Here is a 24,249-nt window from a genome sequence, read left to right as displayed (position 1 = left end):
GGGGGGCGGTTCACCGACGCCCGATCGCTGTTACCGACCGTCGCCTCGTCGAACACCGCTGTGCGGCTCCGTCGGATGCGGCAGGCGCGGACCGGGCGGCCTTCTCGCCGCCCGTTCCGGCTACGCCATGCCGAGGGCCTGCATGTAGAGCTCGAGGATCGCCTCCTGCTCCTGGCGCTCGCTGTGGTCCTGCTTGCGGATGCGCAGGATCGTCCGGACGGCCTTCGCGTCGAAGCCCCGGCCCTTCAGCTCGGCGAACACCTCCTTGATGTCGCCCATGATGCCGGCCTTCTCTTCCTCGAGACGCTCCAGGCGCTCGATGAACTGCTTCAGCTCGTCGGCGGCCACACCCTCGGCCGACGAGACGTCGCCGCCGGGCCGCTGCGCGGCGGTGGGCATCGAATGGGCGTTCATGGGGCTCTCCCGAATGCACGGCGCAATTGCGCCCTGGACCCGTGGTTAACGGGCGCGCCTTACCGGAAGCTTAGCCGATTCGCCGCCGTCCGGCCGCCGCATCAATGGTCCTTAATCAATGGTCCTTGGCCTGCGCGGCCGAGAAGCCCGCCTGCTGCTCCGCACTCGCCTCCGTCTGGAAGCGCGCCTTCCACTCGGCGTAGGGCATCCCGTAGACCGCCTCGCGGCTCGCGTCCTTGGTCAGCGCGACGCCCGTCTCGTCGGCGGCGTCCTTCAGCCAGTTCGACAGGCAGTTCCGGCAGAAGCCCGCCAGGTTCATCAGGTCGATGTTCTGCACGTCCGTCCGGTTGCGCAGATGCGCGACGAGGCGGCGGAAGACCGCGGCCTCGAGTTCCGTCTGGGTCCTGGGATCGATCTCGCTCATCGGTCGCAACTCTCTTCGGGTCGGGCGGGCCACACCCGATTTCGGGGTCGGCCCGGCGGAGATCAAGCCGCGAGCAGCGGGCGCAGCACGCGGGCGAAGCGCGCCGCCCACTCCGCCTGGCCGTCCGCCCCCGCGATCAGGTCCTGGCGGATCTCAACCAAGGCGTTCGCGAGGCCCCGCGCCGTGGCGTGGCGGTCGATCGTGTCGCCCGGCAGGCCGCCGCCGTAGGGCGCGTTGTCGCCGACGGTGAGCCCGGCCGGATCGGCCTCCAGCGCGCGGATCAGCGGGCGGGCGAAGCGGTCGTCCCGGTCGTACAGGATGCCGACCTGCCAGGGCCGCGCGATTCCGCGCCAGTAGGGCGTGAAGCTGTGCATGGTCAGGAGCACGGGCGGCCGGCCCGCAGCCTGGGCGGCGGCGATCGCGTCGTCGATGGCCGCGTCGAACGGCACGTAGAACCGCGCGATCCGGGCCTGCTTGCCGGCCTCGTCGATCCGGGCATTGCCCGGCACGACGGCGCCGTCGGACAGGCGCATCACCAGGGTCGGATCGGCGCGCCCGCGATTCGGGTCGATGATGAGGCGGGAGAAGTTCGTCAGGATCGCCGGGGCGCCGAGCTGCGCCGCGAGGCTCCGCGTCACCGCCGCCGCGCCGATGTCGTAGGCGATGTGCCGGGCGTATTCCGACGCGGGCACGCCGAGCGCGATGTCCGGCGGCACGAAGTTCGAGGCGTGGTCGCAGGCGATGACGAGGCCGCAGGCGGGGTCGCCGGGAATGATCTCGCAGGGATGCGCGGGCGGAACGGCCGATTGTGTCTCCGGACGGGTCACGGGGCTCCGAGGTCTTCAGAGAGGTCTTCAGATCTGTGCGAGGGCACCGATGGCGCTTGCCGTCGCGCGGCCGCTCGGGCAGATCACCTATCAAGGATCGTGCGCTCACGGCAAGAAACGGGCCCGCCGCCCAGGGAAGAAACGGGCGGGGATCGCGCGACACAATGGAGAGAGGAGCCCGTTCGACGCCATGACCGACACCGTTCCGCCCGTCACCGACGCGGCCACCTGGGACCAGCGCGCGCTCCTCGATTCGATCCTCACGGCCGCGATCCGCGCCGCCCATCCGGATCTCTGCCTGCCGCCGCACCTGCCGGAGCCGAGCCCGGGCCGCCTGATCATCCTGGCCGCCGGCAAGGCCGCGGGCAGCATGAGCGCCGTGGCGAGCCGCTTCTACCGGCAGAAGCACGGGCTGGGTGACGACCGGATCGTCGGCCTCGCGGTGGCGCGCCACGGCTACGGGCAGGAAGCGCCGGGGATCCACATGGTCGAGGCGGGCCACCCAGTCCCCGACGAGGCCGGCATCTCGGCGACCCGCGAAGCGCTGCGGCTCGCCACCGAGGCCGGGCCCGACGACGAGGTCCTGGTGCTGCTCTCGGGCGGCGGCTCGGCCAACTGGATCGCCCCCGCCGGCGACCTGACGCTGATCGAGAAGCAGGCGATCACCCGGGCGATGCTCCGCTCCGGCGCGCCGATCGGCGAGATCAACACGGTGCGCAAGCACATCTCGCGGATCAAGGGCGGCCGCCTGGCCCTCGCGGCCCGCAATGCCCGGCGCGTCCTGACGCTGGCGATCTCCGACGTGCCCTTCGACGATCCGGCGGTGATCGCCTCCGGGCCGACCGTGCCCGATCCGTCGACCCTGGCCGATGCCCGGGCCATCTGCGAGAAGCGCGGCATCCCGCTGCCCGAGGAGGCGGTGCGCCTCCTGAACGACCCCAACAACGAGACGCCGAAGGCCGGCGATCCCGCCTTCGCCCGCGCCGAGTATCGCATCATCGCCCGGCCGATCGACGCCCTGAACGCCGCCGCCGAGGCGGCCCGCGCGGCCGGCTACGAGCCGATCCTCCTGGGCGCCGACCTAGAGGGCGAGGCCCGCGAGGTCGCGGCCGAGCACGCGGCTGAGGCCAAGCGCCACAAGGCGGCCGGCAAGCGCGTCGCGCTGATCTCCGGCGGCGAACTCACCGTCACCATCCGCGGCGAGGGCCATGGCGGCCCGAACCAGGAATACGCCCTGGCGCTGGCGGTCGCGCTCGACGGCGAGCCCGGCATCTTCGGCATCAGCGCCGACACCGACGGAACCGACGGCGGGCGGGGCCTCGCCACCGACCCGGCGGGCGGCCTCGTCGACCCCACGACCCTCGAACGGGCCCGGGCCGCCGGCCTCGACCCGGCCGCGATGCTGGAGCAGAACGACTCCACCGCCTTCTTCGCGGCCCTCGGCGACCTCGTGAACCCCGGTCCGACCTGTACCAATGTCAACGACTGCCGCATCATCCTCGTCAATTAGCTCTCGCGTCTCGGCGGCTCAGCTCCTCCCGGCAGTCACGGTCCTCGGCCTCGCGCTCCTCGGCGCGAGCCCCGCCCGGGCGGACCTGCGCCTGTGCAACCAGACCGCCAGCAAGGTCGGGATCTCGCTGGGCTACCGCGATCCCCAGGGCTGGGTGACGGAGGGCTGGTGGGATCTGGCGCCGAAGGCCTGCGAGACGCTGCTCAAGGGCGCGCTGGCGGCGCGGTTCTACTACGTCTTCGCGGTCGACTACACGCGCGGCGGCGAGTGGAGCGGCCGTTCGCTGATGTGCACCCGCGATTCGGAGTTCACGATTCGCGGCATCGAGGATTGTCTCGCCCGCGGCTACGACCGCAACGGCTTCTTCGAAGTCGACACCGGCGAGCAGAAGAGCTGGACCATCCAGCTCACGGATCCGAACCGGCCGGACGCGCCGGCGAAACCGTAATGTGAAGGCGGCGGCCGAGACTGCGGTCTTGACGCTGTCCGGCCCGAGATGCTCACAGCCGATCTGCGCTCCCTGAGCCAGATCTTTCAACCGCCGGCGCTCGACGCCGCGCGGCAACGAGAACACGGAGGAAATACGCTTGAAACGGTCACGCCGCACGAAGATCGTCGCCACCCTCGGTCCGGCCTCCGATTCGCCGGAGATGATCGAGCGGCTGTTCCGCGCGGGCGTCGACGTATTCCGGCTCAACATGAGCCACCTGCCGCGCGAGAAGCTGCCCGAGAAGGTGGAGGCGATCCGCACCATCGAGCGCGAGGCCAAGCGGCCGATCGGCATCCTGGTCGACCTGCAGGGACCCAAGCTGCGGCTCGGCACCTTCGCGGAGGGCGCCGCGATGATCGAGGCCGGTGCCACCTTCGTGCTCGACGGCGACCCGACCCCTGGCGACGCCGCGCGCTGCCACCTGCCGCATCCGGAGATCCTCGAGGCGCTGGAGCCGGGCCACGCCATCCTGGTCGACGACGGCAAGCTGCGGCTGACCGTGCTCGAGACCGCGCACAACCGGGCCGTGACCCGCGTCGAGGTCGGCGGCCGGATCTCGAACCGGAAGGGCGTGTCCCTGCCGCACACCGTGATCCCGGTGCCGGCGATGACCGACAAGGACCGGGCCGACCTCGATGCCGGCCTGAACGCCGGCGCCGACTGGATCGCCGTCTCGTTCGTCCAGCGGCCCGAGGACGTGGCTGAGGTGAAGAAGGTCTGCGCCGGCCGCGCCCTGGTGATGGCCAAGATCGAGAAGCCGCAGGCGCTGGCGCGCCTCGACGAGATCATCGAGATCTCCGACGGGCTGATGGTCGCCCGCGGTGACCTTGGCGTGGAGATGCCCCTGGAGCAGGTGCCGGGCGTGCAGAAGCGCATCACCCGCGGCGCCCGGCGCTACGGCAAGCCGGTGGTCGTCGCCACCCAGATGCTCGAATCCATGATCACCGCGCCGGTGCCGACCCGGGCCGAGGTCTCCGACGTCGCCACGGCGGTCTACGAAGGGGCGGACGCCGTGATGCTCTCCGCGGAGAGCGCCTCGGGCGCCCACCCGATCGGGGCGGTGGAGACCATGAACCGCATCGCCGAGCAGGTGGAGCGGGACGCGATCTACTGGTCGATCATCCGGGCGCAGAGCGCGACCCCCGACGAGACGGCCGCCGACGCCATCGCGGCGGCGGCGCACCAGATGGTCGACGCGCTGAGCCTCGACGCGATCATGGCCTGGACCAATTCCGGCTCGACGGCCCTGCGCCTGTCGCGCGAGCGCCCGAACGCCACCGTGATCGCGCTGACGCCGCGGCGCGAGACCGCCCGCCGCCTCGCCCTGGCCTGGGGCACGCACCCGATCGTCACCAAGGACGCGAGCGACGTGGACGACATGTCGTTCCGCGCCGCCAAGTTCGCGGTGCGCGAGAAGTTCGCCGCCGTGGGGGACCGGGTGATCGTCGTGGCCGGCCTGCCGTTCGGCACGCCGGGCGCCACCAACCTCGTGCGGCTGACCTTCATCACCCGCGAGCACGCCGAGAAGGCGTGACCGCACCCGGATAGGAGAGCGGGACCGGCCGGCGCGTCAGTGCGCGACGGCCGACTCCGGACCGGCCGCGCCCGTCGCGCCGGCCAGCCGGGCGACCTCCTCGGCGACTCGATCGGCGGCGACGTACTGGAGCATGTGGCCGATGCCCGGCAGCAGAACCAGCCGCGCGCCGGGGATCGCGCGGGCCAGCGGCACCGCCTGCGTGTCGGCGCGGACGATCGGGTCCGCCTCGCCGGAGATCACCAGGGTGGGCACGCGGATCGCGCCGTAGCGCGGGCTCTGTGTCGCGAGGGCACGCGGCAGGCCGAGCAGGTCCTGGACGTTGGCGAGGAGCGTTCCGGGCCGCAGGACCAGGTCCGACCGCGCCAAGTCCGGGTAATCCGCCCGCGGCGGTTGCGGCTGGAAGACCCGGCGCGCCGCCTCGGGCAGGAAGTGTCGCGCGATGGGCGGCCCGACCGTCCGGCTGAGCAGCCACGCCACCGGCGGGGTCACGGCGAGCCGCCAGTACCACGGCAGATCGGGCATCCGGTCCGGCATGGGCATCGCCACCGGCGCCGCGAGGGCGAGGGCCGAGACCCTGTCCGGGTGGCCCAGGGCGAGGGCCAGGGCGAGGGCGCCGGCCCAGGAATGGCCGAAGACGAGCGCCGGGCCGACACCCATCCGTTCCAGCGCCTCGGCGATCAGGGCGGCCTGCGCGGCCGGGGGTGCGGCGTCGCCGCCGCCGATCCGGTCGCTCCAGCCGAAGCCCGGCCGGTCGAACGCGATGACCCGGAAACCCCGCGCCGCGAGCCGGCGGCCGATCCCCTCCATCGGATCCGACGCGTTGGCCGAGGCGCCGTGCAGGAGCACGACGGGCGGCCCGTCGGCCGGTCCGTCCTGCAGGGTCGCGAGCCGGCCGCCGGTCACCGCCACGAACGGGCCGGCCGGCGGGTTGGCTGCGCCGACCCACAGGGTGATGACCAGCGTCGCCAGCGCGCCGGCCGCGAGGACGAGCCCGGCGAGGGCGAGGGGCAGGGCCAGGAGGGTGAGGAGGACGGCGGTCACCCGGCTCACAGGTCGCGGCCGTCGACCTCCGGAGTGAGGCGGTTGATCGCCTCGCCGATCTTCTCCATCTGCGGGTAGAGCGACCGCGCCCGCCGGAAGGCGGCGAGCGCCCGCGCCTTGTCGTCGAGCGATTCGTAGATCCGGCCCATCGCGGCCCAGGCCTCGAAGTGGCGCGGCTCCAGCACCAGGGCCCGCTGCAGGTCCGCCAGGGCGTCGTCCTTGTCGGACAGGAGCCAGAACACCGTCGCGCGCCGATTCCAGCCCTCCGACCAGTTCGGTTCGAGGGCGGTGACGCGGTCCATCAGCTCGGCCGCCAGGGGGAAGTCGTGTGCGGTGACCGCCTGACGGGCGCGGTCGGTGAGGAGGTCGGCGGTCGGGCTGCCCGACCCGGCCATGCGCCGCTCGATCAGCCGGGCGATGCCCTTGGCCTCGGCCGGGTCCTCGCTGGCGCGCAGGCGGGCGAACAGGTCGTCGAGGCTCGGCGGCTTGGGCGCCGGCTTCCCCTCGGGGGCGGCGCGGCCGGGACGCCCGGCCTCCGGGGCCGCCCGCGCCGCCGGGATGTCCAGGGCGAGGGCCGACAGGCAGACCAGGGCGGCGAGGAGGCGGGTCGGCGTCATGCGGCCAGACTGTGCGCCGGTCCGGGATCCGTCAACGTGCCGCGGTGCCGCGCGCATGCGGAAACGGCCGCGCCCCTTCGGGTACGGCCGTCCCAACGTCGATCGTCGTCCGACCCGGCCTGACCGGGCGGCCTCAGCCCTGGCGGGCCTTGAAGCGCTTCTGGGTCTTGTTGATCACGTAGACCCGGCCCTTGCGGCGCACGAGCTGGTTGTCGCGGTGGCGGCCACGCAGGGACTTGAGGGAGTTGCGGATCTTCATGGGTCTCTCGAGCCCGGAGGGCCGTCCGTTGTGTAGGGTGTCGGGAACGTGGTCACGAGGCTGGACGCGGGGTCGCGTCCGGCGATCACGGCTCACGCATCGCGGGATGGCGCGGCCATATCAGGATTCGCCCCCGGAAGGCAAGGCGCGACAGGCATCGGGCGGAGGGGGCGGCTCAGTGAACCCTGTCGAGATCCGGCACCGCCGGTGCCAGCACGAGCTGCCGGCCGATCTCGTGCAGCAGCACGTCGAGCAGCGGCTTCAGGCGCTCGAACCCCGGCTGGGGCAGGCCGTCCTCGGCGGCGTTGTAGAGGGCCAGGGCCATCTCGGCGACCCGGTCGATGCCGCCGGCCGCCACGTCGGTGGCGCAGAAGGCGGATTCGTCGAGGAAGCCGTCGCGGCCGCACTCGGTCACGTCGATGACGATCCCGTGGGCCTCGCTGACGCCGCCCTGCGCGTCGAGGATGAAGCGGCCGCGCGCGAGGATCCACCGGACCTCGCCCGGCTCCGGGACGGTCCGGTACTGCGCGATGTAAAGGCCGCCCTGCCGGCGGAGGTCATCGAGGGTCGACGCGATCCGACGCTGATCCTCCGGGTGGATGCGGTCCAGGAAGCTTCCGAAGGTCGTGCCGCTGCCGCTTTTCGTCCTGGGCAGGCCCAGCATCGTCGCGGCGACGGGGTCGCACCGCAGAACATCGTCGGCGATGTGCCAGGTCCAAGTCCCGACATCCGACACAGCGAGCGCGCGCGCCACACTGCTGCCGCCCCGCCGCTTCGTGCGCACGCCGACGCCCACAGGCTCGATCTCCAGCCATTTTCAGGCGGTCTGCCCAGACCGCTTCGTTGGTCGACACAATACTGAGATCACGAATGCGGCACAACGCGCGAGTTCTGCAGGGCTGAGCTGTATCGCACCGGTATCGGCCGGATCAGGGACGATGGTAAACGCCGGTCAATATCCCCTTCGCGAGGACCTGACCGCGCATAGCCTCGATCAGCGCGCCGCGGCCCGGCGCCTCGGCGAGGGCGAGGGGCTGCCGCAGCGCGTAGATCTGGAAGAGGTACGGGTGAGGCCCGTGGCCGGTCGGCGGGTCCGGCGGCAGCCACTCCGCGCGCAGGAAGCTGTTCCGGCCCACGGCCTCGACGGTGCCCGCGTGGCCGGTCCCCGGCAGCGCGCCCTCCGGCAGGCCGGCAGGCTCCGGCGGGACCGACCAGGCGATGAGATGGACCAGCGGCCGGGGCGTCGGGCTGCCCGCATCCTCCACGAGGAGGACGAGGGCGGCGGTACCCGCCGGCAGCCCGCTCCAGGCGAGGGGCGGCGACACGCCCGCGCCGTCGGCCGTGAAGCGCGCGGGCAGGTCCGCCCCGTCGGCGAAGGCCGGGCTCGACAGCGTCACGGTCTCGGGCACGTCGGGGAAGTCCGCGCGGGACGTCGTCTTCTCCAGGCCCGCCTTCAGCCCCGACAGCGCCTCGCCGAGCACACCGGGAATATTCTCGAGCATCGCCGCCTCCTCCGCCGCGATGGCAACGGCGGAGGACGCGACCCGTTCACGCCGACCGCTCGGCCGCGACCATGTAGTTCACCGCCTTGTCGCGGCTGGTGCGCCACCCGTCCGTCAGCGGATTGTAGACGACGCCGACCGTGTCGGTGACGTCGAGGCCGCCGGCCCGGATCGCGCGGGCGAGCTCGTCCGGCGTCACGAACTTCTCCCAGTCGTGCGTGCCGCGCGGGAGCCAGCCGAGCACGTACTCGGCCCCGACGATGGCGAGCGCGAAGGAGCGCAGCGTGCGGTTGAGGGTGGCTCCGAACAGCATTCCGTCGGGCTTCACCGCCGCGCAGGCGGTCCGCACGAAGGCCGGCATGTCGGAGACGTGCTCGACGACCTCCATGATCAGCACCGCGTCGAAGGTCTCGCCGCCGGCGACCACCGCCTCGATCGTCTGCCCGCGGTAATCCACCGGCACCCCGGCCGCCTCGGCGTGGGCCCGGGCCACCGCGACGTTCTGCTCGGCCGGGTCGAGGCCGGTCACCCGGGCGCCGAGCCGGGCCAGCGGCTCCGAGAGGACGCCGCCGCCGCAGCCGACGTCGCAGATCGTCAGCCCGTCGAGGGGGAAGGGCGCCTTCGGGTCGCGGCCGAACCTGCGGCAGAGGGCGTCGCGGATGTAGGTGAGCCGCACCGGATTGAACCGGTGCAGGACGCGCATCGGGCCGGTCTCGTCCCACCACGTGGCTGCGAGCGCGTCGAAGCGCGCGACCTCGCCGCGGTCGACGAACCCTTCCGTGACCCGGTCCGTGGCTGACCTGTCCATGCGTGTTCCGTCCTCATGCCGGCGGGTGGGATCCGCCGCGCGGCGTCGTGGCCGCGTCGAGACCGCGCTCTAGCACGGCGATCGCCCGGACGTCGCCGCGGCGCGCGGGCGCCATGCTTGGCCGGTTGTTGACACTCCTCCGGGCCGCTTGTACCCGCCGGGCACCGTCCGGACGGGGCTGCAGCGGCCCGTCCAATCGCCACCGGGAACCCGCGACCGAGAGACCATGCCCCGTCTGGTGATGAAATTCGGCGGCACCTCCGTCGCCAACGTCGACCGCATCCGCAACGTGGCGCGCCACGTCGCCCGCGAGGTGGCGGCTGGCTACGACGTCGCCGTGATCGTGTCCGCCATGTCGGGCAAGACCAACGAACTGGTCGACTGGGTCAAGGACGCGAACCCGATCTACGATCCGCGCGAGTACGACGCCGTCGTGGCGTCCGGCGAGCTCGTCACCGCCGGCCTCCTGGCGATCGCCCTGCAGAAGGACGGGCTCAAGGCCCGCTCCTGGCAGGGCTGGCAGATCCCGGTCGTGACGTCGAACGCGCACGGCTCGGCCCGCATCGCCGACATCGACCCGAAGAATCTCGAGGCGGGCTTCGCCAAGGGAGAGGTCGCGGTCATCGCCGGCTTCCAGGGCGTCCACGACGAGACCGGCCGCGTCACGACGCTCGGCCGCGGCGGCTCCGACACCTCCGCGGTGGCCGTTGCGGCCGCGATCGGGGCCGAGCGCTGCGACATCTACACGGACGTCGACGGCGTCTACACCACCGATCCGCGCATCGTCCCGAAGGCCCGTCGCATGGAGCGGGTCACCTTCGAGGAGATGCTGGAGATGGCCTCGCTGGGCGCCAAGGTGCTGCAGGTCCGCTCGGTGGAGCTCGCCATGGTCCACCGGGTGCCGACCACGGTCCGGTCCTCCTTCGATCCGCCGGACGCCGCGCGCCCGGGCACCCTCATCTGCGACGAGGACGACATCGTGGAACAGCAGATCATCACCGGGATCGCCTTCTCCCGGGACGAGGCGCAGATCACCCTGCGCAAGGTCAAGGACAGCCCGGGCGTCGCCGCCGCGATCTTCGGGCCGCTGGCGGATGCCAACATCAACGTGGACATGATCATCCAGACCGTGTCGGGCGACCAGTCGACCACCGACATGACCTTCACGGTGCCGTCCGCCGAGTACGAGCGGGCCCGGAAGATCCTCGACGAGGCCCGCGCGCAGATCGGCTACGCGCAGATCGAGGGCGCCACCGACGTGGTGAAGGTGTCGGCGATCGGCGTCGGGATGCGCAGCCACGCGGGCGTCGCCGCCAAGGCGTTCCGGGCGCTCGCCGAGAAGGGCATCAACATCCGCGCGATCACCACCTCGGAGATCAAGTTCTCCGTGCTGATCGACGCCGCCTATACGGAGCTTGCCGTGCGCACGCTTCACTCGCTATACGGCCTGGATCAGGCCTGAGCCTGGGACGCGGGTTCGAGCGGGGCGCGTGGTGTGAACTGAACAGTCACGGGCCGATCCGCCGATCCCAGAACGCCTCTGGGACCAGCGACCCGGTCCATCCGGCGCCGGCCGTCCCGGGTCTGGCGCCAAGGTTGCAGGGTGGTCGACGCCAAGGCCGCTCACCGACGCTGGAACGACGAACCGATGCCCGCTGCGCCCGGAGGCCCGCGCCTGCTGCTGCGCCGCCTCCGCGAAGCGATGGCGGAGCCGGTCAGCCCCCAGGCGCGCCTCGACCGCATCGTCGTCCTGATCGCCGCCAACGTGGTGGCCGAGGTCTGCTCGGTCTACGTGCTGCGCGACGACAACACCCTCGAGCTGTTCGCCACGGAAGGTCTGAACCGCGAGGCGGTGCACCAGACCCGCATGCGCACCGACGAGGGCCTCGTCGGCCTCATCGCGCGCACGGCGGAGCCGCTCTCGCTCTCGGACGCCCAGAACCACCCGGCCTTCTCGTACCGGCCTGAGACGGGCGAGGAGGCCTACCACGCCTTCCTGGGCGTGCCGCTGCTGCGCGCCGGCAACACGCTCGGCGTCCTGACGGTCCAGAACAAGACCTACCGCGTCTACTCCGAGGAGGAGATCGAGGCGCTCCAGACCACCGCCATGGTGCTCTCGGAGATGATCGCCTCGGGCGAGCTGGAGGGGCTCGCGCCGGACGCCGGCACCGCGGCCCGCCGCCCGGTCCTGGCCCGGGGCATCGCCCTCGCGGACGGCATCGGCCTCGGCTATGTGGTGCTGCACGAGCCCCGCGTCGTCGTGAAGACGCTGATCGCCGAGAACGTCGAGCGCGAGGTCGCGCGCCTCGACGCGGCGATCGAGGAGGTCCGCTCGGCGATCGACGCCCTGGTGGAGCGCGGCGACCGGATCGGCACGGCGGAGTCCCGCGAAGTTCTCGAGACCGTCCGGATGTTCGCCCACGACAAGGGCTGGCTCCGCCGGATGCGCGAGGCCGTGGGCTCGGGCCTGACCGCGGAGGCCGCGGTCGAGCGGGTCCAGTCGGACAACCGCGCCCGGATGATGCGGCAATCGGATCCGTACCTGCGCGAGCGGCTGCACGATCTCGACGACCTCGCCAATCGCGTCCTGCGCACGCTCATCGGCCCCGAGGCGGCCGGCGCCCTGGTGCTGCCCGAGAACGCCATCCTCGTGGCGCGCACCATGGGGCCGGCGGCGCTCCTGGACTACGAGGCCTCGACCCTGCGCGGAATCGTCCTGGAGGAGGGCGGTCCGACCAGCCACGTCGCCATCGTCGCCCGGGCGCTCGGCATCCCGGCTGTGGGCGAGGTCGAGAACGCCACCGCCCTGTGCGACGCCGGCGACGCGATCATCGTCGACGGCGTGGCCGGCGAGATCCATGTCCGGCCCGGTCCCGAGGTCGAGGCCGCTTACGCCGAGATGGTGCGTCTGCGCGCCCGCCGGCAGGAGCAGTACCGGGCGCTGCGCGACGTCCCGGCCCAGACCCGCGACGGCGTGCGCGTCGGCCTGCACCTCAACGCCGGCCTGCTGGTGGATTTCAGCCACCTGCAGGAGACGGGGGCCGAGGGCGTCGGCCTGTTCCGCACCGAGCTGCAGTTCATGGTGGCGCAGCGCATGCCGTCGGCGGCTGAGCAGGAGGAGCTGTACCGCAAGGTCTTCGCGGCCTCGGCCGGCAAGTCCGTCACGGTCCGCACCCTCGACATCGGCGGCGACAAGATCCTGCCCTACATGGCCAAGCTCGAGGAGGAGAACCCGGCGCTGGGCTGGCGGGCGATCCGCATCGGCCTCGACCGGCCGGCGCTGCTGCGCATGCAGCTGCGCGCCCTCCTGAAGGCCGCCGACGGCGACCCGCTCAAGATCATGTTCCCGATGGTCGCCACGGTGGACGAGTTCGTGCGCGCCCGCGGCATCGTCGAGCGCGAGAAGGCCTACCTCAAGCGCCACGGCTACCGGCTCCCGACCGATTGCCGCCTCGGCGCGATGATCGAGGTGCCGTCGCTCCTGTTCCAGATCGACGAGATCGCCAAGGAGGCCGACTTCCTCTCGGTCGGCTCGAACGACCTGATGCAGTTCCTGTTCGCGGTGGACCGCGAGAACCGGCGGGTCGCCGACCGGTTCGATCCGCTGAGCGTCGCGGCGCTCCGCGCGTTCCGTCTGATCGCCGAGCGGGCCAACGCGGCCTCCTGCCCGGTGACGGTGTGCGGCGAGATCGGCGGCCGGCCCCTCGACGCCATGGCGTTGATCGGCCTCGGCTACCGACAGCTGTCGATGTCGCCGGCCGCCATCGGCCCGGTCAAGGCGATGGTGCTGAGCCTCGACGCGGCCGCGATCGCCGCGCTGATCGACGCCGAGATGGCGCGGATGCACGACGGCGATTCCCTGCGCCCGGCGCTGACGGCCTTCGCGCACGCGCACGGCATCCCTATCTAAGCGCGAACGCGACCCTTGCCGAACATTCGGCCGGGGTTGTACGGCAACGCCACGACGATTTCGGTCGACGCGCCGCGGCTTCCGCTCTCGGACGGACGAGGCGTGGATTTGGGGGACGTCCTGCCGGGTCCTACACCCTCCAAGCCACGCAGCTCCGTCCCGCAGGACGAGACGCGCGCCCGGCCCGCAACCGCACGCGCAGACCTGCAGAAACACGGGCGATGATCCCCTTTCCCACCGAGCGCCTCGACGCCATCCTGGCGCGGCACGACATCGTCACCGCGCAGCTCGCCTCCGGCGAGATCGATCCCGAGACGGTGGTCCAGCTCTCCCGCGAGCTGTCCGACCTCGACCCGGTCGTGGCGGCGATCCGCGCCTACCGCGCCGCCCTGGAGAACCTCGCGGGCGTCGAGGCCCTGATCGACGAGCCCGGCACGGATCCGGAGATGCGGGCCCTCGCCGCCGAGGAGAAGCCGGAGGCGCAGGAGGCGCTCGAGGCCGCCCACCGGGACCTCCAGCTGCTGCTCCTGCCCAAGGACGCCGCCGACGAGAAGAGCGCGATCCTGGAGGTCCGCGCCGGGACCGGCGGCGACGAGGCCGCGCTGTTCGCCGGCGACCTGTTCCGGATGTACGCGAAGTACGCCGAGTCGAAGGGCTGGCGGGTCGAGGTGATCTCCGAGAGCGAGGGCACGGTCGGCGGCTTCCGCGAGGTCGTGGCCGAGGTGAAGGGCCGGGGTGTGTTCGCCCGCCTCAAGTTCGAGAGCGGCGCCCACCGGGTCCAGCGCGTGCCCGACACCGAGACGCAGGGTCGGATCCACACCTCCGCCGCCACCGTCGCGGTGCTCCCGGAGGCCGAGGAGGTCGACATCCACGTCAACGACGCGGACCTGAAGATCGACACGATGCGGGCCCAGGGCGCGGGCGGCCAGCACGTCAACAAGACGGAATCGGCGATCCGGATCACGCACCTGCCGACCGGCATCGTGGTCTTCGTCCAGGAGGAGCGGTCGCAGCACAAGAACCGGGCCCGTGCCATGGCGCTCCTGCGGGCGCGGCTCTACGACGCCGAGCGCAGCGCCAAGGATTCGGCCCGGGCGGCCGACCGCAAGGCGCAGGTCGGCTCCGGCGACCGCAGCGAGCGGATCCGGACCTACAACTTCCCGCAGGGCCGCGTGACCGACCACCGGATCAACCTGACCCTCTACAAGCTCGAGGAGGTGATGGCCGGGACCGCCCTCGACGAGGTGGTGGACGCCCTCATCACCGAGCACCAGGCGGAATTGCTGGCCGCCGAGGGCATGGCCTGATCCGCGCCGTGACGCCGGACGCGATGCAGGACCTGACCCGCCGCGAGGCGCTGCGCGCGCTGACGGCGCGCCTGCACGCCGGTGGCGTCGCCGAGGCGGCGGGCGATGCCCGGTTCCTGCTTCTCGGCCTCCTCGGCCTGGAGACCCGCGACCTGCTGATCGAGGGAGATCGCCGCGTCGGCGCGGCGGGTGCGGCCGCCCTCGCGGCGGCGCTGACCCGGCGGCTCGCCGGCGAGCCGGTCGCCCGCATCCTCGGCGCCTGGGAGTTCTGGGGCCTGCCGTTCCGGCTGGGCCCCGACACGCTCGTGCCGCGCCCGGACACCGAGATCCTGGTCGAGGTCGCGCTGGCGGCGCTGCCCGAGCGCGCCGCGCCGCTCCGCTGCCTGGACCTCGGGACCGGGACGGGCTGCATCCTGACGGCCCTCCTGTCCGAGCGGCCGCGGGCCACCGGCGTCGGGCTCGACCGCTCCGAGGGGGCCCTGCGCGTCGCCCGGGACAACGCCGTCTTGAACGCCGTCGACGACCGGGCGCGCTTCGTCGCCGGCGACTGGTGCGACGCCCTGCGCGGCCGCTTCGACCTCGTGGTCTCGAACCCGCCCTACATCGCCCGCGCCGTGATCGCGACCCTGGCGCGCGAGGTCCGCGGCCACGACCCGGAGGCCGCCCTCGACGGCGGCACCGACGGACTCGACGCCTACCGGCGGATCCTGGACGGCGCGGGCGCGCGTCTCGCCCCGGGCGGCCTGCTCGTGCTCGAGATCGGCTACGATCAGGCGGCGGCCGTCACGGAGCTCGCGCGCGCCGCCGGCTATCGCGAGCGCGGGCTGACCCGCGATCTTGCCGGTCATGACCGAGTCCTGTGTTTCGACCGGCCGGAGGGTCTTTTATCCGGCCACAGGGATGCCTAAGTCTGAGTCGACCATCCCGGCACCGAAAAATTGCTTGTTGCATCAACCGGGGAACGCTAGAGTCGGCTTGAAGATCGCGAACCGTCCGTTAAGACGGACGGCTGTAAGGTCGGTGGTGACCATGGGTCGCCGATTGGTTCGCTGATCCCCCTAACTCGTCGAACCAGAACGCGCCGGTGCCAGCGCGGCGGGACGACACATTCGAACCTGACAATCGACTGAGGATCGGCGGCCTTCACCGGGCGCCCGGTTCGAGGGGTGGTCAGGCAGACGCGCGGACCGAAGAGCGGTCCCACGCGCGGCGCCGCCGGATGCGCTTGGCCGGTTCGCGCCACGAGATCCGCCCGGGCGCCTCCGTAGACAGTCGTTTGCGTGAACGAGGGTCATAACAGACCGATGAGACCAAACCAGAATCGACGGATGCGCGGCCGGAACCGGCCGAAGGGTCCGAATCCGCTGACGCGCTCCTACGAATCCAACGGTCCCGACGTCAAAATCCGCGGCACCGCGCAGCACATCGCCGACAAGTACGCGCAGCTCGCGCGGGATGCCCTTGCCGCCGGCGATCCGGTCGCCGCCGAAAACTACTTTCAGCACGGCGAGCACTACTTCCGTATTGTCTCCGGTGCGCAGGACCAGAATCGACCGGCTAACACCGGTGGCTATGCCAGTCGTCCCTACGACGACGACATGGACGAGGGCGACGACGACGCCCAGGGCAATGGCGGGTCGCAGAACGGTCACGCCTATAACGGCTACGACGACAACGATCCCGGCCAGCAGCCGCAGCCCTACGAGAGCCGTCCGGACGGGAATCAGGACGGCCGCCAGGGCCGCGACCGGTTCCAGAACCGCGACCAGCGCCGGTTCGACAACAACGGCCGTCAGGACTACCGGCGCCAGGACCAGCCGCGTCAGGATTATCAGCGCCAGGACTACCAGCGTCAGGATTATCGCCAGGAGAACCGGCAGGATCGTCAGGATCGTCAGGATTACGGCCGTCCGGACTACCGCCAGGAGCGGCACGAAGGCCGGCCGGATCGCCAGGACCGTCCGGACAACCGGCAGGATGGCCGCCAGGACGCGCGTCCGGACAACCGTCAGGACAATCGCGGCGACCAGGGCCGCTACGACAACGGGCGCGGCGATGCCCCGCGCGCCGAGGCCCGGCAGGAGGCCCGTCCCGAGGCTCGCCCGGAGCGGGCCCCCCGCGCCGAGGCCGCACCGCGCCGCGAGCGCCGCCGCGAGACCGCGCCCGCCGCGGAGGCCGAGGAGCCTACGGGCCTGCCGGCCTTCCTGATGGCGCCCGCGCGCCCCGCGCCCGCGGTCGAGCCGTCGAGCGCTCCCGAGCCCGAGGCGGCGGCCGACGAGGCTCCGGCCGCCAAGCCCCGCCGCCGTCGGCGCCCGCGCTTCGAGAGCGCCGCTGACGAGGGCGGCGCGACCACGCCGGCGGCGGACGTGCCGACCGAGTGATCCGACATCGCGGATGACGTTGAAGCGAGGCCGTTCCGGGGAACCGGGGCGGCCTTCTTCTTTCGCGGCTCAGCGCGCAGACCGCCGCGCGGCCTTCCAGTCCGGGTAGGCGTGCACGCGGTGGATCAGGCGGCGACGCCGGCCGATCTCGCCGAACGGCGCGATCTCCCAGTCCCAGGCTTCCGGCGCGGGCGGCAGCGTGATCCCGAACAGCAGATCGGCGCTGTCGACGGTCCGGCCTGCCCGGTCCTCCTCGCGCTGTACCGTGTCGGTGATCAGGCAGACGCGCTCGACGCGCCCGGCGAGCGCGTCGAGCGCCGCCAGGTGGGTCTCGACGAGGTGCGCGCCGAGTCGCGGGGGGGCCTCGCGGCCCCGGGTCTCGTGGGCCTCGATCGGGAGGAGCGGGATCTGCGACAGCAGATTCGCCGAGACGATCAGGTCGGCGTCCGCGCAGAGGTCGGCCCAGGCCCCCGCGAGACCGGCGCTGATCTCCGCGGTCGCCAGCGCGACGTTCGGGACGCGGCGGGCGGCGAGGCGCGCCGGCCAGGGATGGACGGCGTCCACGAGGCTGACCCGGTCGAACCGGCGGGCGAGGGCGTCGAGCGGCACGTCGTCGAGCAGGCCCGAGCCCAGCACCACCGCGTGCCGGCGCTGCCGGGTCGCTTCGGCCGCCGCCGCGATCACGGACCGAGCCCGCGCGAGGTGCGGCGCCCAGGCTGCCCGGCAGCGGCGCGAGCGGGCGTGGAGCAGGCCGCTCTGGCGGACATAGCCGAGCCGGCGCAGGGGCAGCGGCGCCGGGTTGAGGACGGACAGGGTCCAGGCGAGGAGCATCGCCGGGCGGCTCAGCCCTCGTCGGCGGACGCCGCCCGGCCCGGCGCACCCCGGTAGCCGGTCGCGAGGACGTAGAGTTCGCTCGAATCGGCCCGGCTCGCGGCCGGCTTGACGTGCCGGACCGTGGCGAAGTCGCGCTTCAGGTCGGTGAGCAGCGCGCCCTCGGTGCCGCCCTGGAGCACCTTGGCGAGGTAGGCGCCGCCGGGGCCCAGGATCTCGCGGGCGAACTCCGCCGCCGTCTCGGCGAGGCCGATGATCCGCAGGTGGTCGGTCTTCTTGTGGCCGGTGGCGTTGGCGGCCATGTCGGACATGACGAGGTCGGCGGGGCCGCCGAGCATGCCGGTCAGCCGGTCAGGCGCCTCGGGGTCGAGGAAGTCCAGGGTGATGAACTCGACCCCGGCCATCGGCTCGATCTCCAGGAGATCGATGCCCACCACGCGGCCCGTCGGCCCGACCACCCGCGCGGCCACCTGCGACCAGCCCCCCGGCGCGGCGCCGAGATCGACGATCTTCTGGCCGGGCCGCAGGAGCTTGTAGCGCTCGTCGATCTCCAGGAGCTTGTAGGCCGCCCGCGACCGGTAGCCCTCGCGCTTGGCGCGGGCCACGTAGGGATCGTTGAGCTGGCGCTCGAGCCAGCGCTTCTGGGACAGGGTCCGTCCGCGGCCGGTCTTCACCCGCTGCTTCAGTTCGCCCCGGACACCGCCGCCGGAACTCGCGCCGCCGCGCCGGTCGCTCATCGCGCCGCCCTCATCGGACCGCCTTCCGGTTCCAGACCCCGTCCTCCCGCATCATGTTCATCAGCAATCCTTCGCGCAGGCCGCGGTCGGCGATGCGCAGGCGCTCCGAGGGGAACGCCCTGCGGATCGCCTCAAGGATCGCGCAGCCCGCGAGCACGAGATCGGCGCGGTCGCGGCCGATGCAGGGGTTGTCGGCGCGCTGCTCCAGGCGCGTGTCGAGCAGGTCGTCGATCGCGGTCGAGACCGCGTCGTCGCTCATCCACAGCCCGTCGACCCGCCGACGCTCGTAGCGGGCGAGGCGCAGATGCATCGCCGCGATGGTCGTCACGGTGCCGGACGTGCCGAGCAGGTGGAAATGCGGCGCCGTCGCCGCGGGCGCGGCGCGGAGCGCGAAGGCCGAGAGCTTCTCGGCCACCTCCTCGACCATGCCCTCGAACATGCGCCGGGTGACCTCGGCGCCGCCGTGCCGCTCGGCGAGCGTGACCACGCCGACCGGCAGCGAATCCCAGGCCCGGATCCGCAGCGTCGGGTCGGTCGACGGGTTGGCGGCCGCCCCGTCCAGCCACGCGATCTCGGTCGAGCCGCCGCCGATGTCGAAGATGATGACCGATTCGGCCAGCGGGTCCGCGAGCGCCGCGCAGCCGGTGACCGCGAGATACGCCTCCGTCTGCCGGTCGACGATCTCGAGGTCGAGGCCGACGCCGCGGCGGACGCGCTCCACGAAGGCGGCGCCGTTCACCGCGAGGCGGCAGGCCTCCGTGGCGATGATCTTGGCCCGCTGCACCCCGCGGGCCTGCATCTTGGCCCGGCAGATCCGCAGGGCCTCCACGGTCCGCTCGATCGCCGCCTCGCTCAGGCGGTCGGACGTGCCGAGGCCCTCGCCGAGGCGCACGATCCGCGAGAACGCGTCGATCACGCGGAAGCCGCTGAAGGTCGGCTCCGCGACCAGCAGGCGGCAATTGTTGGTGCCGAGGTCGAGCGCCGCGTAGGCGGCGCGGCGACGCTCGCGGCCCGGCACGGGGGCTTGCGTCTGGAGCGGCACCGCGCCGGTCTGGATTCGGGACGGCGCGGCCGCGGCGGTCTCGTCCCTCATCGGCGCGGCCGTCGATCCTTCGGGTCGGCCCTGAGCAGCGCGCTCGGACTCTGTTGAACTGCGACCCTACAGGCTCGGCGGGGAACTGCAACGCCCCATCGCGGTCGCGCTCAGGCGACGGCCTTCATCGCGCTGGCCCGGCGCGGGATCGGCCGCAGGAGGCTCTTCACCTGCGAGTAGGGGCGGGGCCGGTTGATCACCTCGTCCAACCGCGACCACAGGGTCTTGGGCGAGAACGGCTTGGCGATGATCTCGTTGACGCCGAGCGCCACCGCCCGGTCGACCACGTTCCGGCGGGGCTGGGCCAGCATCAGGATGATCGGGATCGTGGGGCAGGGGGAGGTGGTCGGGGTCCGCGCGAGCCGAATGAACTCCTCGCCCGACAGGATCGACAGGTCCCAGTCGATGATGCTGATGTCGGGCTTGCTCTCGGCGAGCACGCCCAGCGCCTCGGCCCCGTCCGGCGCCTCCAGCACACGCTTGATGCCGACGCGCATCAGCATGTCGCGCACGATTCGGCGGATGTAGAGACTCTCGTCGACCACAAGAGCGGAGAGATCGGGGAAAGTCGGTGTCGCGATCATGGCCGGCCGGTTCTGCGGGGCGCGGGGCCGAGTCTAGCCGGACAGCCTTTGCGTTTCGCTAACGCCTTCCCTCGAATGAGAAAGGGCCGGCCCGGGAGCGGGGGCGGACTCCGTTGTTTGCCGCAAGAAAGTAACGAAACGGGCGCCTCTGAGCCAAGAAGGTCCTTGCGGTCAAGGCCCGATTGCGTCAGGACTGGGGCGTTATTCTTGGTTACCGCGACCTGGGGTAATGATAGTGCGGGGCGTGGGCTGTCTGGGATGGCGCGCACGCGGTATTCGAGACAAGGGCGGCGGACGGTTTTTGCGAGCTTTCTATGGGACGTGGTCGTGATTTCAGAGGGCCGCAGAAGCGCGGCTTCGACGAGAGTGGCGAGCCGAGATGGCCTGATCAGGCTCCCCCCAGCGGCGGATACGGCGGCGGCGGTTTCGGCGGTGGCGGCGGTGGTTTCGGCGGGGGCGGTTTCGATCGCGGCCCGTCGCGTGGCGCGGCTCCCGTCGCGTCCGGACCGGAGCGCGATGCGACGGTCAAGTGGTTCAACAAGGAGAAGGGCTTCGGCTTCGTCGAACTCGGCGACGGTTCGGGCGATGCCTTCCTCCACATCCGCGCTGTCGAGGCGGCCGGGCACGACGATCTGATGCCGGGCACCCGGCTGACGGTCACGACGGCCCAGGGTCAGAAGGGCCCGCAGGTCACGAGCGTCACCAGCGTCGACACCTCCACGGCCGAGGCGCCCGCGCCCCGGCGTGAGTTCCGTCCGCGCACCGGCGGCTTCGGCGCCGGGGCCGGCGGCGGCTACGGCGACCGCGATCGCGGTGGTTACGGCGGTGGCGGCGGCTACGGCGGCGGCGGTGGTGGCGGCGGTGGCCGTTTCGCCAGCGGCCCGTCGGTCGAGATGAGCGGCACCGTGAAGTGGTACGATCCCGCCAAGGGCTTCGGCTTCGTCTCGGTCAACGACGGCGGCAAGGACGTGTTCGTGCACCGCTCCGCGCTGTCCCGCGCCGGTCTCGATTCGCTCGCCGAGGGCCAGCAGGTCACGCTCGGCGTGGTCGAGGGCCAGAAGGGTCGTGAGGCCCAGAGCATCAACGTCGAGGATTGAGGATCCCGCGGCGGTCTCTTTGCCGCCGCGTTCCGCGAAGATCATGAGGCGGCGGCTCCGAGCGGGGCCGCCGCCTTTCTCGTTCGGGGACGATCGATGCGCCGCCTTGTGCTGTCCACGGCCCTGGTGCTGCTCGCGGGAACTGCGCGAGCGGAGGACTTCACGGGCTTCTATGCGGGGATCAACGCCGGCTACGGCTGGGGACACGCGCGCGACGGCCGCGCGGTCGGCCCGGCGTCCGGATCGGCCGCGGCGTTCAGCAAACCCGATCCCGGGGCCGATCTGCCGCCGAGCGCGCGGAATGCGGCGGTGGCGATCCGCAGGCCGAGCCGCGACGGCGCGTCGGGAACCGCCGGCCCGTAGCGCGGGGCGGCGAGCGTCGGACCCGACCTCGGAGCGCGCCGCTTTCCGGCGTCCTAAACGCCTCTTTTCACACTGGAATCGTTCCGGAACATAGGCGTTGCGCGGCGGCCCGGACCGCTGGTACGTCGCGCCATGGGCTCACGGGAACGAGGGATGGCGCCATGAGCGCCCGCGCCATGCCGACGCTGGCAAACCGCGCGGCGGTCGCCGGCCGGGTACTGCTCGCGATCCTCGGCGGCTACGGGGTCGCCGCCCTGTCGAGCGCGCTGCTGGCCCTGGTTCTTCCCTTCCCGCGGGCCGAGGCGGTCTCGGCCGGGACGCTGGCGAGCTTCGCCATCATGGCGGCGGCGGCGATCTGGGTGTTCGCGGCCCGCACGCTCGGCCGGGCGGCCGTCGTCCTGGGCCTGACGGCGCTCCTGCTGACCGGTGCCCTGTGGCTCGCCGGCGCCTTCGCGCACGGGGCGGCCGCGTGAGCCCGGCGCGGAGTGTCCGCCAGGCGATGGCGTGGCTGCACACGTGGTCCGGCCTCGTGGTCGGCTGGGTGCTGTTCGCGATCTTCGTCACCGGCACCGCCAGCTATTATCGCACCGACATCTCGCACTGGATGCGGCCCGAACTGTCCGCGACCGCACCGGATCCCGCCGCAGCGGCGACGCGGGCCGGGGCGTTCCTGCGCCGGACCATGCCGGACGCGGCCGGATGGTCGGTCAAGCTGCCGAATGCCGAGACCCCGGCCGTCGAGGTCTACTGGTGGCCGCGTCCGGGTGGCCCGTTCCACCACGCGCTCCTCGATCCCGCCACGGGCGAGCCCGCGCGCATCCGCGACACGCGCGGCGGCGACTTCCTCTACCGATTCCACTTCGAGCTGAGCCTGCCGCCGATCTGGGGGCGCTGGATCGTCTCGGCCTGCGCCATGGTCCTGCTGATCGCGCTGATCTCCGGGATCGTGACGCACCGGCGCATCTTCGCCGACTTCTTCACCTTCCGGCGCGACCGCTCGGCGCAGCGCGGCTGGCTCGACGCCCACAACGTGGTCGGCGTCCTGGCGCTGCCGTTCCACCTGATGATCGTCTACACGGGCCTCGTCACCCTGTCGGCGATGCTGATGCCCTGGGGCATGAAGGCCGTCTACGGCGACGACATGCTGCGCTACTACGCCGAGGCCGGCCTGGCGATCCCGGGCGCGGCCCCGGTCGGGCGCCCCGGCACGCCGCTGCCGCTCGGCGAGATCGTCGCGCGCGCCACGGCCGCCGGGGGCGAGGTGCCTGAGGTGGTGCTGGTCACGCGGCCGGGCGACGCCGGCGCCACCGTGACGGCGTATTTCGAGGAGCCGCACGGGCTCGCGCACCTGCACCCGCAGATCGCCTACGCGGCCGATACCGGTTCGGAGATCGCCCGGGTCGGCGAGGCCGGCGCGGCGACCCGGACCGGGGCCGTGATGGTGGGGCTGCACGAGGCGCACTTCGCCGCCGCCCCACTGCGCCTCCTGTTCTTCCTCTGCGGCGTGATGGGTGCCGCCACGGTCGCCAGCGGCCTCGTGCTCTGGACCGTGGCCCGGGCGCCGAAGGGCGCGGATCCCGAGGGTTTCGGCCTGCGTCTCGTGCGGTTCCTCAACCTCGGCACCATCGCGGGTCTGCCGGTGGGCCTCGCCGCGTATTTCCTGGCGAACCGGCTGCTGCCCGACGGGCTCGGGGCCCGGGCGGACTGGGAGGTGCGCGCCTTCTTCGCCGCCTGGCTCGTGGCCGCCCTCGCGGCGTCCCTGTACCCGCGACGGCGCGCGTGGTCGCTCGCCCTGGCGGTGCCGGCCTGCGCCTTCCTGGCGATCCCGCTGGTGGACGTGATCCTCATCGGCCAGCAGCGCTTCCTCGCCTTCGACGCCGCCATGGCGGCCGTCGGCCTCGCGCTCGGCCTCGCGGCCCGGCTGGCCACGCGGCGGGGCGTGGCCGCGGCCCGTCCGGCCAAGGTAACCCTGTCCCGGACGATCGAAGCATGACAGCCGCCGCGCTGATCCTCAGCCTGCTCCTGAGCTTCTCCGGCTTCGCGGCCCTGGCCCTCAGCCTCGACCGGCACCATCGGGCCGCCTACCGCGTCGGCGTGCCGAAAGCGCGGGTCGGCAGCCTGCGGATGGCGGGCTGGTGCGGGCTCGGCCTCTCGTTCGCGGCGGCCGTCGCGGCGGGGGGCTGGAATTTCGGCCCGGTACAGTGGGTCGGATCGCTGACGGGCTCCGCCCTCGCCGTGGTGGCGATCGTCGCGTACCGGCCCACGTGGCTGCGGAACGCGGCCCTGGCGGCGCTCCCGCTCGCGGCGGCGTCCGTTCCGCTGGCCCTGCTCGGCTGAGGGACGGCGCGCCGATTCGGCACATCATCGATTCGGCCGGTCGCCGGGTCCGGCCGATCGTCGCCCGGCGGCCGGCCGGACGGTGCCGGAGACGAGGCTCTTTTGCCCGCTCGCGGTGATGCCGGGAAGCGCGTAGGATCGGCGCACTCGCGCACTGGCCAAAAGTCCACCTTGATTCGG

General features: G+C 72.5%; 26 protein-coding genes. 13 read left to right on the top strand and 13 right to left on the bottom strand.

Features of this window, described 5'->3' with window-relative positions:
- Window positions 1-120: 120 nt before the first annotated feature.
- The 3 genes from BLW78_RS07030 to BLW78_RS07020 all read right to left on the bottom strand — a co-directional run bounded on the left by BLW78_RS07030 (window position 121) and on the right by BLW78_RS07020 (window position 1,665).
- Complete coding sequence (locus BLW78_RS07030; protein ID WP_026604676.1) at window positions 121-399, bottom strand: DUF2312 domain-containing protein; 279 nt, start codon at window positions 397-399, stop codon at window positions 121-123.
- 130 nt (window positions 400-529) lie between these two features.
- The gene (locus BLW78_RS07025; protein WP_091677964.1) at window positions 530-838 is read right to left on the bottom strand and encodes a DUF1244 domain-containing protein; all 309 of its coding nucleotides are present in this window, start codon (window positions 836-838) and stop codon (window positions 530-532) included.
- Window positions 839-900: 62 nt separating this feature from the next.
- On the bottom strand, window positions 901-1,665 hold the full coding sequence (locus tag BLW78_RS07020; RefSeq protein WP_091677962.1) for an N-formylglutamate amidohydrolase: 765 nt from the start codon (window positions 1,663-1,665) through the stop codon (window positions 901-903).
- Window positions 1,666-1,855: 190 nt separating this feature from the next.
- Here BLW78_RS07020 and BLW78_RS07015 point away from each other — a divergent pair, with 190 nt between their 5' ends.
- The 3 genes from BLW78_RS07015 to pyk all read left to right on the top strand — a co-directional run bounded on the left by BLW78_RS07015 (window position 1,856) and on the right by pyk (window position 5,199).
- Window positions 1,856-3,175: a glycerate kinase type-2 family protein gene (locus BLW78_RS07015; protein ID WP_091677959.1), complete on the top strand. Its 1,320-nt coding sequence runs from the start codon at window positions 1,856-1,858 to the stop codon at window positions 3,173-3,175.
- Window positions 3,141-3,623, top strand: a complete 483-nt coding sequence (locus BLW78_RS07010; RefSeq protein WP_026604677.1) for a DUF1036 domain-containing protein — start codon at window positions 3,141-3,143, stop codon at window positions 3,621-3,623. Before BLW78_RS07015 ends, BLW78_RS07010 begins: the two co-directional genes overlap by 35 nt.
- 139 nt (window positions 3,624-3,762) lie before the next feature.
- Window positions 3,763-5,199, top strand: a complete 1,437-nt coding sequence (gene pyk / locus BLW78_RS07005) for a pyruvate kinase (RefSeq protein ID WP_056521857.1) — start codon at window positions 3,763-3,765, stop codon at window positions 5,197-5,199.
- Between the two features lie 36 nt (window positions 5,200-5,235).
- Here the strand turns inward: pyk and BLW78_RS07000 are convergent, their stop codons facing one another.
- From BLW78_RS07000 to ubiG, 6 genes are all read right to left on the bottom strand, one after another.
- Complete coding sequence (locus BLW78_RS07000; RefSeq protein WP_091677957.1) at window positions 5,236-6,252, bottom strand: alpha/beta fold hydrolase; 1,017 nt, start codon at window positions 6,250-6,252, stop codon at window positions 5,236-5,238.
- Window positions 6,249-6,860 carry a tetratricopeptide repeat protein gene (locus tag BLW78_RS06995; RefSeq protein ID WP_091677954.1) on the bottom strand — a complete coding sequence of 204 codons (612 nt, stop codon included), beginning with the start codon at window positions 6,858-6,860 and terminating at the stop codon, window positions 6,249-6,251. The genes BLW78_RS07000 and BLW78_RS06995 overlap by 4 nt, the downstream gene beginning before the upstream one ends.
- 133 nt (window positions 6,861-6,993) lie before the next feature.
- Complete coding sequence (gene ykgO / locus BLW78_RS06990; RefSeq protein ID WP_003601867.1) at window positions 6,994-7,119, bottom strand: type B 50S ribosomal protein L36; 126 nt, start codon at window positions 7,117-7,119, stop codon at window positions 6,994-6,996.
- A gap of 175 nt (window positions 7,120-7,294) precedes the next feature.
- The gene (locus tag BLW78_RS06985; protein ID WP_091677951.1) at window positions 7,295-7,915 is read right to left on the bottom strand and encodes a PAS domain-containing protein; all 621 of its coding nucleotides are present in this window, start codon (window positions 7,913-7,915) and stop codon (window positions 7,295-7,297) included.
- Between the two features lie 133 nt (window positions 7,916-8,048).
- Window positions 8,049-8,621, bottom strand: coding sequence for a YbhB/YbcL family Raf kinase inhibitor-like protein (locus BLW78_RS06980; RefSeq protein ID WP_091677949.1), 573 nt, complete (start codon window positions 8,619-8,621; stop codon window positions 8,049-8,051).
- A 46-nt stretch (window positions 8,622-8,667) separates the two neighbouring features.
- A complete protein-coding gene (gene ubiG, locus BLW78_RS06975; RefSeq protein WP_091677946.1) occupies window positions 8,668-9,429 on the bottom strand; it encodes a bifunctional 2-polyprenyl-6-hydroxyphenol methylase/3-demethylubiquinol 3-O-methyltransferase UbiG in 762 nt (253 codons plus the stop codon).
- Between the two features lie 226 nt (window positions 9,430-9,655).
- Between ubiG and BLW78_RS06970 the strand changes: the two genes are divergently transcribed.
- The 5 genes from BLW78_RS06970 (at window position 9,656) to BLW78_RS06950 (ending at window position 17,027) form a co-directional block, all read left to right on the top strand.
- Window positions 9,656-10,891, top strand: a complete 1,236-nt coding sequence (locus BLW78_RS06970) for an aspartate kinase (RefSeq protein WP_091677944.1) — start codon at window positions 9,656-9,658, stop codon at window positions 10,889-10,891.
- 186 nt (window positions 10,892-11,077) lie between these two features.
- Window positions 11,078-13,339 (top strand): phosphoenolpyruvate--protein phosphotransferase, encoded by a 2,262-nt coding sequence (gene ptsP, locus BLW78_RS06965; RefSeq protein WP_020091506.1) that lies wholly within the window; start codon window positions 11,078-11,080, stop codon window positions 13,337-13,339.
- A gap of 221 nt (window positions 13,340-13,560) precedes the next feature.
- On the top strand, window positions 13,561-14,646 hold the full coding sequence (gene prfA / locus BLW78_RS06960) for a peptide chain release factor 1 (protein ID WP_056521837.1): 1,086 nt from the start codon (window positions 13,561-13,563) through the stop codon (window positions 14,644-14,646).
- Window positions 14,647-14,654: 8 nt separating this feature from the next.
- On the top strand, window positions 14,655-15,554 hold the full coding sequence (gene prmC, locus BLW78_RS06955; RefSeq protein WP_091677941.1) for a peptide chain release factor N(5)-glutamine methyltransferase: 900 nt from the start codon (window positions 14,655-14,657) through the stop codon (window positions 15,552-15,554).
- 420 nt (window positions 15,555-15,974) lie between these two features.
- On the top strand, window positions 15,975-17,027 hold the full coding sequence (locus BLW78_RS06950) for a DUF4167 domain-containing protein (protein ID WP_091677939.1): 1,053 nt from the start codon (window positions 15,975-15,977) through the stop codon (window positions 17,025-17,027).
- Window positions 17,028-17,096: 69 nt separating this feature from the next.
- Here the strand turns inward: BLW78_RS06950 and BLW78_RS06945 are convergent, their stop codons facing one another.
- The 4 genes from BLW78_RS06945 to BLW78_RS06930 form a co-directional block, all read right to left on the bottom strand.
- Window positions 17,097-17,858 carry a hypothetical protein gene (locus BLW78_RS06945; RefSeq protein ID WP_091677936.1) on the bottom strand — a complete coding sequence of 254 codons (762 nt, stop codon included), beginning with the start codon at window positions 17,856-17,858 and terminating at the stop codon, window positions 17,097-17,099.
- A gap of 11 nt (window positions 17,859-17,869) precedes the next feature.
- Complete coding sequence (locus BLW78_RS06940; protein WP_020091511.1) at window positions 17,870-18,595, bottom strand: RlmE family RNA methyltransferase; 726 nt, start codon at window positions 18,593-18,595, stop codon at window positions 17,870-17,872.
- A gap of 10 nt (window positions 18,596-18,605) precedes the next feature.
- On the bottom strand, window positions 18,606-19,688 hold the full coding sequence (locus BLW78_RS06935) for a Ppx/GppA phosphatase family protein (RefSeq protein ID WP_020091512.1): 1,083 nt from the start codon (window positions 19,686-19,688) through the stop codon (window positions 18,606-18,608).
- Between the two features lie 110 nt (window positions 19,689-19,798).
- On the bottom strand, window positions 19,799-20,272 hold the full coding sequence (locus BLW78_RS06930; RefSeq protein WP_012317168.1) for a response regulator: 474 nt from the start codon (window positions 20,270-20,272) through the stop codon (window positions 19,799-19,801).
- Between the two features lie 314 nt (window positions 20,273-20,586).
- Here BLW78_RS06930 and BLW78_RS32000 point away from each other — a divergent pair, with 314 nt between their 5' ends.
- From BLW78_RS32000 to BLW78_RS06905, 5 genes are all read left to right on the top strand, one after another.
- Complete coding sequence (locus BLW78_RS32000) at window positions 20,587-21,369, top strand: cold-shock protein (RefSeq protein ID WP_091677933.1); 783 nt, start codon at window positions 20,587-20,589, stop codon at window positions 21,367-21,369.
- Window positions 21,370-21,477: 108 nt separating this feature from the next.
- Window positions 21,478-21,732 carry a hypothetical protein gene (locus BLW78_RS06920; protein WP_244526817.1) on the top strand — a complete coding sequence of 85 codons (255 nt, stop codon included), beginning with the start codon at window positions 21,478-21,480 and terminating at the stop codon, window positions 21,730-21,732.
- Between the two features lie 161 nt (window positions 21,733-21,893).
- Window positions 21,894-22,205 (top strand): iron transporter, encoded by a 312-nt coding sequence (locus tag BLW78_RS06915; protein WP_091677930.1) that lies wholly within the window; start codon window positions 21,894-21,896, stop codon window positions 22,203-22,205.
- Between the two features lie 26 nt (window positions 22,206-22,231).
- Window positions 22,232-23,725: a PepSY-associated TM helix domain-containing protein gene (locus BLW78_RS06910; RefSeq protein ID WP_091677927.1), complete on the top strand. Its 1,494-nt coding sequence runs from the start codon at window positions 22,232-22,234 to the stop codon at window positions 23,723-23,725.
- Entirely contained in the window at window positions 23,722-24,069 is a 348-nt protein-coding gene (locus tag BLW78_RS06905) for a DUF3325 domain-containing protein (RefSeq protein WP_020091518.1), read from the top strand. Before BLW78_RS06910 ends, BLW78_RS06905 begins: the two co-directional genes overlap by 4 nt.
- The last annotated feature ends 180 nt before the right edge of the window (window positions 24,070-24,249 follow it).

The sequence above is a fragment of the Methylobacterium sp. 275MFSha3.1 genome (genome assembly GCF_900108435.1).
GTDB lineage: Bacteria > Pseudomonadota > Alphaproteobacteria > Rhizobiales > Beijerinckiaceae > Methylobacterium.
The sequence above is the reverse complement of the archived record's forward strand: the minus strand, read 5'-3'. Positions and strand labels throughout refer to the sequence as shown.